The organism is Brasilonema sennae CENA114 (assembly GCF_006968745.1).
GTDB lineage: Bacteria > Cyanobacteriota > Cyanobacteriia > Cyanobacteriales > Nostocaceae > Brasilonema > Brasilonema sennae.
On the sequence record NZ_CP030118.1, the window covers coordinates 4,167,733 to 4,180,915 of the forward strand.

Annotated in this window: 7 protein-coding genes; 4 read left to right on the top strand and 3 right to left on the bottom strand. The window is 43.3% G+C overall.

Translation table 11 applies throughout. The features are described 5' to 3' along the window. Together DP114_RS17745 and DP114_RS17750 are read right to left on the bottom strand one after the other, a co-directional pair. Positions 1-3,300 (bottom strand): DEAD/DEAH box helicase, encoded by a 3,300-nt coding sequence (locus tag DP114_RS17745; protein ID WP_171976711.1) that lies wholly within the window; start codon positions 3,298-3,300, stop codon positions 1-3. Between the two features lie 121 nt (positions 3,301-3,421). After that, on the bottom strand, positions 3,422-3,574 hold the full coding sequence (locus DP114_RS17750; protein ID WP_171976712.1) for a lmo0937 family membrane protein: 153 nt from the start codon (positions 3,572-3,574) through the stop codon (positions 3,422-3,424). A 455-nt stretch (positions 3,575-4,029) separates the two neighbouring features. Between DP114_RS17750 and DP114_RS17755 the strand changes: the two genes are divergently transcribed. Then, the gene (locus DP114_RS17755) at positions 4,030-5,166 is read left to right on the top strand and encodes a cytochrome P450 (RefSeq protein WP_171976713.1); all 1,137 of its coding nucleotides are present in this window, start codon (positions 4,030-4,032) and stop codon (positions 5,164-5,166) included. Between the two features lie 353 nt (positions 5,167-5,519). Here the strand turns inward: DP114_RS17755 and DP114_RS17760 are convergent, their stop codons facing one another. After that, complete coding sequence (locus DP114_RS17760; RefSeq protein ID WP_171976714.1) at positions 5,520-6,344, bottom strand: LssY C-terminal domain-containing protein; 825 nt, start codon at positions 6,342-6,344, stop codon at positions 5,520-5,522. 206 nt (positions 6,345-6,550) lie between these two features. On the opposite strand from DP114_RS17760, the gene DP114_RS17765 reads away from it, so the two are divergent. The 3 genes from DP114_RS17765 (at position 6,551) to DP114_RS17775 (ending at position 13,167) form a co-directional block, all read left to right on the top strand. After that, positions 6,551-7,780: a BaiN/RdsA family NAD(P)/FAD-dependent oxidoreductase gene (locus tag DP114_RS17765; RefSeq protein ID WP_171976715.1), complete on the top strand. Its 1,230-nt coding sequence runs from the start codon at positions 6,551-6,553 to the stop codon at positions 7,778-7,780. Between the two features lie 178 nt (positions 7,781-7,958). Next, positions 7,959-10,997 (top strand): type I polyketide synthase, encoded by a 3,039-nt coding sequence (locus tag DP114_RS17770; protein ID WP_169267143.1) that lies wholly within the window; start codon positions 7,959-7,961, stop codon positions 10,995-10,997. Positions 10,998-11,019: 22 nt separating this feature from the next. Next, positions 11,020-13,167: an AMP-binding protein gene (locus tag DP114_RS17775; RefSeq protein ID WP_169267144.1), complete on the top strand. Its 2,148-nt coding sequence runs from the start codon at positions 11,020-11,022 to the stop codon at positions 13,165-13,167. Positions 13,168-13,183 lie beyond the last annotated feature (16 nt).

Consider the following 13,183-nt stretch of genomic DNA (forward strand, 5'->3'; position numbering starts at 1 on the left):
TCACTCCAAGATTGCGCTTCTATTGAGTGCAATGAGTTCTTGAAATGCATCATTGTCCAATTCTGTCAACCACGATTCATCACTACCAACAACAGCAGCAGAAAGTTTTTTCTTATCTTCAATCATTTGGTCAATTCTCTCTTCTAAAGTACCAATGGCAACAAATTTATGGACAAAAACATTCTTCTTTTGACCAATACGAAAAGCGCGGTCAGTTGCTTGGTTCTCAACCGCTGGGTTCCACCAACGATCAAAATGAAAAACATGGTTAGCTTTCGTAAGAGTAATACCAACGCCACCAGCTTTGAGAGATAATATAAAAATAGATGATTCTGTTTCTGGCTCTTGAAATTCTGCAATCATGTTCTCTCGTCTTTGGCGGCTAGTACCTCCGTGTAAATAGTATGTATTGCAGTGCAAAGTCTGTTTGAGATATTTTTCTACATTTTCGCAAATTTCAGTAAATTGACTAAAAATGAGGAGGCTTTCTCCTTCTGATAAAGCTTCTTCCACCATCTCGGCTAAACGACTCAATTTATGAGAACGTTCCGGTAGAAACTCACTTCCATCTTGTAAAAATTGTGCTGGATGGTTGCAAATCTGCTTTAATTTCATCAATGTAGAGAGAATTAATCCTTTGCGTTGAATCCCATCTGCTGTTTTCAGTTTTTCCTCTACATCTTTCACAACCACTTCGTAGAGTGAGGCTTGTTCCTTTGTCAAATTCGTGTAGAGTTTTTGTTCTACTTTATCTGGTAGATCATTGATGATAGATTGGTCAGTTTTGACACGCCGTAGAATCAATGGTTCAACTAACTTCTTCAGGGTAGTTGATTTTATTTTGTCATTCTCCTTTTGAATGGGAATCTCAAAAGACTTACGAAACTGTGCCTCTTTCCCCAAGTAACCAGGATTCAGAAAGTTAAAAATTGACCACAAATCTAGCAAGCGATTTTCAACAGGAGTTCCTGTTAATGCCAGTCGGTGTTTTGCTGATAATTTTAAAACTGCTTTAGTTTGTGCAGCTTTGGGGTTTTTAATATTTTGCGCTTCATCCACTACTACCCGCTGCCACTTCATGCTACTTAGTAGCTTTTCATCTTTGCGAGCCAGAGTAAAGGAGGTAATCACCACATCATGCTGTAAACTCGCTGCTTTAAAATCTGCTTCCTGCTGAATACGGTTACTACCGTGATGCACCATTGTTTTAAGATGAGGTGCAAACTTAGCAATTTCTTTCTGCCAGTTTCCCACAACTGAAGTCGGGGCAATTAATAGTGTAGGCAGTAGCGGGGATGAGAAGCCAGCGTCGTGTTGAGGCGATTGGCGTGAGGATGAGGAAGGAATTTCTCCCCCCACTTCCCCTACTCCCCCTACTCCCCCTACTCCCTCTACTTCCCCATCTCTCTCCTGCACGAGTCTAGCAATAACCTGCACCGACTTGCCCAAGCCCATATCGTCTGCCAGACAGCCATTCAATCCTAATCTTTCCAAGTATTGCAACCATGAGACGCCACGCTTTTGGTACTCGCGGAGATTTCCTTGCAATTGTGACAGTTCAGAAATGGGTTCCAACCGACTTTTGTCTTGCAACTTTGCCATTGTCTCAGACAAAAATTGGTCATATTCAAATTCCCACTCTTCACCCACTTCAGCATTACGTTGCAGGAACTCTAGCATCGTCATTTCTGATTTTTCATCAGCGTGTGACTGCCAAAATTCTAGGAACTGCTGCATTTTATCTCGGTCTAGTTCCATCCACTGACCGCGAAAATGTACCAGTGGAGCCTTAGAATTAATAAGTTGTTGCCATTCTTGCGGAGTAACGGCTTTGTCACCAATTGCCAATTCGTATTGATACTCCACCAACGAGTCAAGGCTGAAATAGCTTTTTGTCTGGCTTTTCGTTGCGGATAGTTTACTACCAGACGCCTTGAGGCGAATTTTTGCCCGACGGCGACCTGCAGGAGTATACCAAGCCGGTACAATGATTTTGAAACCAGCATCTTCCAGCACCCAAGCACTTTCTTTGAGGAAGTCAAAAGCCTGTTCTAGGGTGAGTTGCAATCCTGTGGGATATTGTGTTTCCAATCCCTCCCATAGCTGAGGATACATCCGCGCTGCGTAGCCGAGATTCAGTAGCAAATCTGTTTCAAAACCCTTACCAAATTGCTTGTGTACCCCTATTTTGGTTTTTTGACTCATTGTCCAGTAGTCAGCCAGCGCTAGTTTCAAAGAGGGATCTTGCTTGCTAGCTACAAGGAATTGAATCTGCCAGTTGTCTATTGCGTCTGAAGCAGGAGAATGCAACTGAAAGCAGAGATGAAACGCAGAGTCGCTTTGGGTACGGGTAATTTTAGTTTTCCATGTCAACCATTGCTGATATTGTTCTAAAGCAGCATCTGTTGTCTGTGGGTTGTGACTGTTTGGACGTAAGCAATCGTGGACGAGAGAATCAGCAATTTGTTTATCAAAAGCAGCTGTTGAGGGTGTATGGGTGACTATATCGTTAACAAGAGACTCACTGAAGTGACGTAAAAGATTTTCTTTATCAAAGAATTCTATTGGATCACTTGCTGTTACCGAACCGGCCACACAAATCAGTGGCATATATTCAACGTATTTTTTCAGGTTTGATTCGTATTGTTCAGAAATAATTTCCCAATTTGTGTAGATTTCAAATGGTTGCGTTTGCGGAGTTTTTGTCTTGCCTTTTTTACTAGTCTTAGTAACGGTCGTTTCTAACTCACGGTATTTCAGTGCTGGAATATACTGGTCTTTAAGAATAAACTGCTTAAATGCTTGAGTATAGTGATACCAAAATAGGAGATCTGAACCAAGTTGAATCTCGCCTGAACTGTATAATGCTAAAAAGTGGATTTCGTTGAGGAGTTTGATAACATTGATAGCTTTTGAGACTCGATAAGAACCAGTTTTAACTGACACTACAGCCTCATAACAGTCTACCTGCCAGTATTGAAACCCTTCGTATTCTTCAGGAAGGTCTATTTCTAGATACTTGATTAATTCTGGTGAGGGAATGGGCTGATTATTCGTTGTTGGTAGAGCAAAATATTTAGCAGATATACGTTCGTTTAAGGTAGCTGCTGGTTCTTTGATTCCTAATTCTTGAGCTAAAAAGGTCACCAATTCATCCTGTGCTAGATGTCCAGGGTGAATTTGTTGATTTTTCTGACCACGTTTTTTGACTTCAGGGGTTTCTACCCACAGATAAAAAGACCCAGGTTGTATAAAATCAGCCGCTGCGTTGGGTATCCACGTACCATGAATAACTTTCATGAGTGCACGCTTTTGGTTATTCTAGAATTTTTAGAGGGTCTAGATTACTTTACCAAAAGTAGGTATGAAGTCTTACAGAATTATCCAAAAAATTCAGATTTTGTTTGCAAAGCCCCTATACCTAGACATCACGGGCTTTTAAAAAATTATAGATTGCAAGAGTAATAGCTAAAACTAACGCGATATGAATCAGATTTCCAGCAATGTGAAGTACTAGACCCAATACCCAAAAAGCAAACAGTAGAACGACAAGACCCCAAAGTATGCCTAACATAATTTTCGATTCCGATTTGTAGAGGATTTCTACCAGAGTAATTCCAATTGACTGACAAAAAATAATTTCTATACAAATTTTTAAACACACTCATCGATTCGGGTATGCTTGCTTTCGCCTGACAGCTTGAGCCGCTCTAGACGTGCGCTTTGCGCATACGCCAGTCGCCAGGGCGTGGAAAAACGCCTTATGCGCACTGAAAGGCTTGATTTGGACGTATTCCTAATTTGGTGTTTGCGTCAAGAGATTTTTGTTATACCCATATTGATGTAATCTAGATTCAGTGGATAGACGCTTCTCCTGTCGGAGACGCTACGCGAACGTCTTGTCGCAAACATCGCTCTACCTCTGACTCGGTAATTCCACAACAGATTTCTCTCTCGTAGATGATACGTCAGATAGTGCTTGCATCTGACTCAGTTCAACTTGCAATTTTTGACACAAGGAGATTTGTCATGACTAGCGATTTACAATTCCGACCCACCGATCCACAATTCCTGCTCAATCCTTATCCCTGGTTAGCTAAAATGCGTCAGGAAGCGCCGGTTTTCTATGACAAAGAGCAGCAAGCTTGGATGGTGTTTCGCTATGACGATGTGGAACGAGTATCAAGCCAATGGAAAACCTTTTCATCTAAATCCCCGAAACCCCTTGGTCGAGAAGATTTTACTCAGGATTTAATCCACACCGATCCGCCTAAACATCAGTCACTACGCACTCTCGTACAAAAGGTGTTTACTCCCAATCGAGTCGAAGCACTAGCACCTCGGATTACCGAACTGACTCACGAGTTGCTGGATCAAATGAAGCAACACAAACAGGTCGATTTAATCCAAGCTTTCTCCTCACCTCTGCCGATCATCGTGATTGGAGAAATTCTCGGTGTACCCCTTGAAGACCGAGAAAACTTCAAGCACTGGTCTGACGGGGTATTAGGTAGCGATCCAACAGCAATAAAAAATATGGCTGACTATTTCCGCCAATTACTCAAGGAGCGGCGATCCCATCCAGGCCAAGATTTGATCAGCGATTTAATTGCGGCTTATGAAGAGGGAGAAAAGTTAACTGGACAGGAAGTGGTTGATTTTTGCATCCTACTGTTGACCGCCGGGAATGAGACTACAACTAACTTGATTACCAATACGATTTGGTGTCTGCATGAGCATCCCGATGAAAACCAACGCCTACTCCACGACTTGTCTCTATTACCGAGTGCAATTGAGGAAGTACTGCGTTATTATTCCCCGATTACTTTTTTAAATCGATTCACCCAAGTAGAAACCCAAATTGGAGATCAAACAATTCCTCCTGGGCAACTTGTGCACCCATGGCTAACATCTGCCAATCGAGATGAACTTCACTTTGAGAATGCTGATCGCTTCATCATTGATCGAGAACCGAATAAACATTTTGCCTTTGGGAATGGCATTCATTTCTGTTTGGGCGCACCTTTAACTCGACTAGAAGCCAAGATTGGGCTTAAAGCTTTACTCTCAGAATTTCCTAACCTCCGCGTTGACTCAAAAGAGCCTCTTAAACCAATTCCCAACATCAGAGTACATGGACTAGAAAGCTTGAGTGTTTTGTTATAGAAAACAAATCAGCCCTGCTCTGAAAGTGGAGCGATCCTTTCCTTTGACCGACCCCCGGTTTGCAATACTGCTCGGTTAATGAGGCTTTGCCAAACCCAACAAAACCAACATTTTGTGGCGTCGGGTCGCACCGTTTGTTGGTGACACCTCCCTTCGGGGGACACCCCATAAATTGAAGATATAGATCCCCGACTTTTTGGAGAAGTCGGGAGTCTTGTTTTCATGTAAGCGCAAGCGCACGCCAGAGGCTAACGCGCAGGGTGCCCGCAGCGGCTCAGGATTTAGGACTGCGATATCATATACAAGTGTGTAAGTCCCAAAATATTGAAATACTTACTTAATAGTGTCAATTACTACTTATTAGTCAATAAATGCCGCAACCATAACCAAGCTCGATTCTTGATCTCAACGGGAGCCGGATTGGTTAACCGGGTTGGGGTTATTGATTGAACGGTGTTATTGAGTGAAAGTACGCCAACTGTTAACTCTCCATCGGTGTTATACCAGTCGCCGCCGCCATTACGACCAAGCAAGGTTGCTCCTACTCCTGTCACTTGATACAGGTTAGTAAAAAGATGTGCTTTCTCAAGGCTTTGGATAAAGTTGTCTCGCTCTGCATCAATATTCGAGTCAATATGATGGGTAATTTGTCCTGTAAAGCGGCTGAGTTCAACACTGATATCAAATGTTGCACTACCAAGCCACAGAGGTCTGCCATCAGCGCTCAAATTGTTAGTCTGCCACAAGCGAACGTGATGACGTTCCTTGGCGCTGTTACCTACCGGTAGCTCAAATGCAAGATCCTGCTTGCGTCCCAAAAAGTATAAATTGCTAACAGGAGCATTAGGATAGGGACGCTTCAGTAAGACACTTTTGGCAATGCCAACGCTGGACTTAAAGGTAATTGGATCTGCCGGATACCAGCCTGCTGCCAGGATTGCCTGAACCACTTCAACTTTTGTACCAACCAATCCAACATTGAGCGGGTCGCCAGGTATACCTTCGGCTGTTTGCGTGGTTTTAGGAGAATGCTCTAGTTTTGAGTTGTGTTCGTAATGACGCCATAGTGCAGGTAAGACAACATAAGCTAGCAGCAAATATAACCCAGGAATAACGATAAGCCAAATCCATAACCTGCGGTGATGTGACTGTACTGATGTTTGTACCTTACTGGGCATTGGCTTGTTTTAGTTTTTCTAGATCAAAGATGTTTATCATTACTATGATGATAAATGCAGTAGGGTCCGTTCGCCCCGAACTTAACCCTTCGGCTGCGCTCAGGGTTAAAGCCTGTGAACAAGTAGCAGCCGACTGCCTTGGTTAAAGCAGGAATTGTTGACCGATGTCAAATGATGTCTAGTAAATAAGGAACAGAAAACAAAAAGTGAAACCGCTACGGATCATAGTTGTAGGTGGTGGCGCGGCTGGTTTTTTTGGTGCAATAGCAGCAGCCGAAGCACATCCCAACGCGCAAGTGACAATACTCGAAGCCAGTCGCGAAGTCCTGGCAAAAGTCCGCATTTCTGGTGGCGGACGCTGCAACGTCACTCAAGCTTGTTTTGATCCGTCAGGACTGGTACAAAATTATCCCAGAGGCGGGAAAGCTTTGCTAGGTGCATTCACGCGCTTTCAAGCTAAGGATACAGTCGCTTGGTTTGCTACCCACGGAGTACCACTCAAAACCGAACCTGATGGCAGAATGTTTCCCCTCACTAATACTTCCGAAACTATAGTGAACTGTCTGATAAATACAGCAAAAGCAGCTGGGGTAAACATACGTACAGAAACACTGATTGTTGCTGTCAAACAACTCAGCACTCCTAACTTTGAAATTTCTCTAAAGTCGGGAGAGATTTTGGAGTGCGATCGCCTACTCCTTGCCACAGGTAGCAATCCTGTCGGTTACAAAATAGCACAGAAGTTTGGACATACAATTGAACCACCAGTCCCCTCTTTATTTACCTTCAATATCAAAGATGAATTTGTTTTGAAGTTGGCTGGTGTGAGTGTTAACCCTGTGCGGTTGCGCTTAAGCATACCAGGATTTCCCCAATTAGAACAAACAGGACCATTGCTGATCACCCATTGGGGTTTTAGTGGTCCAGCTGTACTAAAACTTTCTGCGTGGGGTGCGAGAGTGCTGCACTCAAACAACTATCAAGCCACCTTAAATATTAATTGGGTACCCGATTTCCAGCCAGAAGAAGTGCGACAGAAATTACTAGCAGTCAAAAATGAAGTGGCAAAACGGGCGATCGCCCTACATCGCGGCGTAGACTTACCCCACCGCCTCTGGCAATACATTATCTCGCGTGCAGGTATCACACCAGAAGACCGTTGGGCAGAATTATCAAACAAAACACTCAACCAGTTGGTGCAAGAACTGACTCAAGGAGAATATCAAATAAAAGGCAAAGGAGTTTTTAAGGAAGAATTTGTCACCTGTGGCGGTGTCAACCTTAAAGAAGTCAACTTTAAAACAATGGAAAGTCGATTAGTTCCAGGGCTTTACTTCGCTGGTGAAATTTTAGATATTGATGGTGTCACTGGCGGCTTTAACTTTCAAAGTGCTTGGACAACGGGATATTTAGCGGGGTTGGGAGCAGTTAACTGAACTGCAAAAAGAAACGCAAAAATCATCTACTCTTTTGAATATTTTATTTTTTATAAAAATCCTTCAAAAGGAATAGAAGAAATCACGTGTGTAACGTCGTAAGATTACTTAAGATAAAGATTTTTAACTATACAGAGGTCTAAAACCAACATAATCGAGATTTTTAGCTTGACTGAAAATGTGTATTGAACCTCTTGCAATCATTGGTATTGGATGCCGTTTTCCGGGTGCAACTAATCCCGAAGCTTTCTGGCAGCTGCTCTGCAACAAGGTTGATGCTATCGCGCCCATTCTCTCCGAACGCCAGCATCTACATTCCTGCTTTATTCGTGACCCCACTTCATCGCAGTCGCAACTTATACAAGGTGGTTTTCTAGAGCAAATCGATCAATTTGACCCGCAGTTCTTTGGCATTGCCCCTCAAGAAGCTATCAGCATAGATCCTCAACAACGGCTGTTACTGGAAGTCACCTGGGAAGCGTTGGAAGATGCCGGGTTAATCCCTCAAAAACTTGCAGGAAGCGCAACGGGAGTTTTTGTTGGTATTGCCGGCTCTGATTACTACGAAATGATGGCACAAGCACGCACGACAAATCCCTATGCAGTTACTGGCAATCTCAGCAGTGTTGTTGCTAACCGTATTTCCTACGTGCTTAACTTGATGGGGCCGAGTTTGTCAATTAACACCGCTTGTTCCTCTTCTCTAATGGCAGTTCATCTTGCTTGTCAGAGTCTGCGTAGTCAGGAATCTAGCTTAGCTTTAGCCGCAGGCGTGAACATCACACTATTCCCTGAAGTGACAGCAAGCCTAACAAATGCAGGGTTGATATCGCCTACAGGACGTTGCAGAGCATTTGATGCTCAAGCCGATGGCTTCGTTCGTGGTGAGGGAGTTGGTGTTGTGGTTTTGAAGTTGCTATCTCAAGCATTGGCAGACTCTGACCCCATCTATGCAGTCATCCGGGGTAGTGCAGTCAACCAAGATGGACGCAGTCATGGACTGGGTGCTCCCAATCTCCAAGCACAACAAGCATTACTACGACAGGCTTATCAAAATGCTGGGATTTCACCAAGTTTAGTACAATATATCGAAGCGCAAGGTAGTGGAAGTTTGTTAGGGGATGGGATCGAACTCAAAGCCCTAGCAACTGTTTTAGGTGCGAATCGCTCTGTTGGAGATAAATGTCGAATCGGTTCCGTCAAAACCAACATTGGACATTTAGAAGCAGCCAGTGGAATTGCCGGATTGATTAAAGTGGCGTTGTCTCTCAAGTATGGACAGATTCCGCCAAACTTGCATTTTCAGCAGCCAAATCCGAATGTGGCGTTAGATAAACTGCCGTTGCAAGTGCAGCAAACTTTGGAGCCTTGGGGAAGCGATCGCCCCTGCATTGCAGGCGTGAGTACGTTCGGCTTTGGCGGTACAAACGCTCATATAGTGATGGAAGGAGCAGCCAGTAAAAGTCAAAAATCAAAAGTCAAAAGCCAAAAGGATGACGTAATTGAACGTCCTGTGCATGTGCTGACTTTATCTGCCAAAACTGAAACAGCATTGCGATCGCTAGCCCACCGTTATCACAAGTTTTTAGTTAATCATCCTGATGTGTCAATTGCCGATGTTTGTTTTAGTGCCAATACTGGCAGAACCTCATTTAACCATCGGCTCGCAGTTACTGGGGACTCTACAGGAAAATTTGCAGAGCGTTTGGAGGCGTTTGCATTATGTCAGGAGTCCGTCGGGTTAGTGAGTGGTTTGGTAAAGCCAAAGAAAGTTCCAAAAATCGGATTTTTGTTCACTGGAATGATTAACCAGACACTGGAACTGGATCGTCAACTGTACGAACAAGCGCCCATCTTTCGCCAAGTTATTGATCGCTGTAATGCGATCGCCCAGCCGTTACTCGGAAAGTCCCTTCTCGACTTTCTTTATCCCACAAGTGTTGGGGAAGCTCGTACCGATGAGATTGGCTACTGCACGGCATTATTGACGCTGCAAATAGCACTTTACGAGTTATGGAAATCTTGGGGGATTGAACCATCGGTTGTGATGGGAACAAGCTTGGGAGACTATGCTGCTGCCTGCGTTGCCGGGATTTTTAGTTTAGAAGATGCAATTAAGCTGTTAATCTCCGGGGAGGAGTATATCCAATCTCGCCTCCCAAAAGGGGGGATGCTATGCGTGTTTGCAGACGAAGAGCGAGTGGCAGCTGCAATTAAACCCTACGCTAACCAAATTGTTATTAGTGTCTTTGCCGGTCCGGTGGTTTTAATTTCCGGCGAGCAACAAGCAGTCAATGCAGTTATGGCTGTGATGCAAGCACAAGGAGTCACAACGCTTTGGTGGAATAGATCCTACGCCTTTCACTATCCTTTTATAGAACAGCCAGAGTCAAATGTTACTCAGTATGAGTCAGATTACACTTTCTCTGCTCCCCAAATCCCGATAATTTCCTGTGTCACAGGGCAGCTGTCTAGTGATGCCATGAGCATCATGGAGTATTGGAAGAATATGCTCCAAGAACCCGTGAGGTTTTCAACAGGGATGCAAACTATGTATCAGCAAGGAGTCACGGTATTTGTTGAGATTGGACCAAAGGCCGATCTATTGTCAATGGGCATCCTTTGTCTGCCTGAAGAAACTGGGGTTTGGCTTCCAAGTTTACGTCCGGGACAATCCAACTGGCAGCAATTGTTGTCCAGTTTGGTAGAACTTTATGTTTTAGGAATACCTGTTAATTGGTCAGAGTTTGATGGCGACTATTGCCGCGATCACTTACAACTACCCACTTATCCTTTTGAGCGACAAAGCTATTGGCTAGACAGCGATCTAGTTAGCAATCATCAGGAAACTGCATTCTCAACCTCTAAACATCAATCTTCTTTGACCAGTCAACCCACAGATTTAGATACACTCATCCCTGAATCGACTATTTCCCTAACGCGAGAGCAACTTGCGGCATACCCAGAAAAACAGCAGCAACTGCTTGAAGAATATTTAACAAAACAGATTACCAAAGTGTTGGGACTGGCTCCATCTCATCTAAATGTTGAGCAATCAATCAATACCTTGGGGTTGGACTCCTTGATGTCAACTCAACTAGTTAATAGCGTCAGAAAAGACCTCGCTTTAGAGTTGCCACGAGAGATGATGTTTAAAGACATCAATTTGATTGATTTAGTTCATCAATTACAGACCCAATTGACTTCCTCTTTTTAACTATTTCAAGTACAAAACAGCGATGTATCACGATTTATTTTCAGCAGATTCTCCACAAGAAGCGACTTTAGTTAACCTGTTACGTTATAGGGCGCAACAACAACCAAACCATGTCCCATATACCTTTTTGGTAGATGGAGAAACAGAAAAACTTAGCTTCACTTATGAAACATTAGACCAAAAAGCACGCGCCATTGGCGCATTGCTTCAAAGCATGGAAGCTTTTGGAGAAAGAGTGCTGCTTCTCTATCCACCTGGACTGGAATTTATTGCTGCTTTTTTTGGGGGTTTGTATGCAGGTGTAACTGTTGTGCCTGTGTATCCACCGCGAGGCAAACAGCGGATGACAAGATTGCAAGCTATTGCAAAAGACGCACAAGCAACTTTTGCACTCACCACCTCATCTGTCATGACTCAATTGGGAGAAAGATTCAAAGAAGAATCAGAATTAGCAGCTTTGCAATGTATAGCGACTGATAATATAGCTGAGAATTTAGCAAATGATTGGTATTTTCCTGAAATTAATAACGACTCACTGGCACTTCTCCAATACACATCTGGTACAACAGGAAACCCGAAAGGGGTGATGGTAAATCATGACAATCTACTCTATAATTCTGCTTTAATTTATCAAGCTTTTGAGCATACACCTGACAGTCGAGGTGTGATTTGGCTTCCTCCTTACCACGATATGGGGTTAATTGGTGGAGTCCTGCAGCCTGTATATGGAAGTTGTTCAGTTACGCTGATGTCGCCAGAGTCTTTCCTACAAAAACCTTTTCGCTGGCTAAAAGCTATTTCTGACTATCAAGCAACTACCAGTGGGGGGCCTAATTTTGCTTATGATTTGTGTGTTGATAAGATTACTCCCGAACAACGCCAACAGCTTGATTTGAGCAGTTGGGAGGTTGCTTTCAATGGTGCTGAACCTGTACGGGCGGAAACTATAGAGAAGTTTTCAGCAACATTTGCAGATTGTGGTTTTAAAAGAAGTGCTTTTTACCCCTGCTATGGAATGGCGGAAACAACCTTAATTGTGTCTGGAGGTTTGAAAAAAGAGCCGCCAGTGATTCGCTTTGTGCAAGATAAAGCTTTTAAGCAGAATCTAATTGTAACTACTACAAGCAAGGACGAAGATGCAAGAGCGATTGTTGGTGTTGGTCATAGTAGCTTAGACCAAAAAATTGTCATTGTTCACCCAGAATCATTAACTCGCTGTCTGGATGGACAAATAGGAGAGATTTGGGTTGCAGGACCGAGTGTGGCTGGTGGCTACTGGAACAAACCGGAAGAGACGCAACAAACTTTCAATGCTCAACTACAAAACACAAAAGAAGGGCCATTTCTACGCACTGGAGATTTAGGATTTTTACTCAATGGCGAACTATTTGTCACAGGTCGCCTCAAAGATATGATGATCATTCGAGGGCAAAATCATTATCCCCAGGATATTGAATTCACAGTTGAGAATAGTCATCCAGCACTGCGAGCAAACTGCGGGGCAGCATTTTCTGTGGAGATAGATGGTGTTGAGCAGCTAGTTATTACTCAAGAGATAGAACGTACTTACTTACGTCAGTTGGATGTAGATCAAGTTGTTAAGTCTATTCGTCAAGCAGTGTCAGAGCAGCACCAGTTACAAGTTTATGCGATCGTGCTGCTAAAGACGGCGAGCATCCCGAAAACTTCTAGTGGTAAAGTTCAGCGTCACGCTTGTCGAGTTGGATTTCTGGATAAAAGTTTGGATGTTGTCGGAGATTGGACTGCGAATCTTACGGAAACAGACTTACAACAACTTCAAGCAGAAGTAGACAACCTTTGGGAACAAGTGCATTCTTCAGATGTTAATTCAGATATTAATAAATCTGAGACTGAGCAGAAATCATTCAAACCAACTTTGACAGAAAAAGAAATCCAAACCTGGTTGATTTCTCATCTTGCCTTGTACCTGAACATACCTCCTGATGAAATAGACATTCAAGAACCTTTTACTGCATATGGTTTAGATTCAGCAGTGGCAGTCAGCATGACAGGTGAATTAGGTCAATGGATTGGCTGTGAACTTGCAATTATTCTTTTCTGGGAATACCCTAGCATCGAAATACTAGCGCAGTATTTAGCAGAGGAATATAATTCATTGTCATCAAGCAAATCTCCAGCTAGTGTTTGAAAAAATCTAAAAATTG

Coding starts and splice junctions, on each gene's coding strand:
- DP114_RS17745 (WP_171976711.1), bottom strand. CDS start 3,300: ATGAAAGTTATTCATGGTACGTGGATACCCAACGCAGCGGCTGATTTT.
- DP114_RS17750 (WP_171976712.1), bottom strand. CDS start 3,574: ATGTTAGGCATACTTTGGGGTCTTGTCGTTCTACTGTTTGCTTTTTGG.
- DP114_RS17755 (WP_171976713.1), top strand. CDS start 4,030: ATGACTAGCGATTTACAATTCCGACCCACCGATCCACAATTCCTGCTC.
- DP114_RS17760 (WP_171976714.1), bottom strand. CDS start 6,344: ATGCCCAGTAAGGTACAAACATCAGTACAGTCACATCACCGCAGGTTA.
- DP114_RS17770 (WP_169267143.1), top strand. CDS start 7,959: ATGTGTATTGAACCTCTTGCAATCATTGGTATTGGATGCCGTTTTCCG.
- DP114_RS17775 (WP_169267144.1), top strand. CDS start 11,020: ATGTATCACGATTTATTTTCAGCAGATTCTCCACAAGAAGCGACTTTA.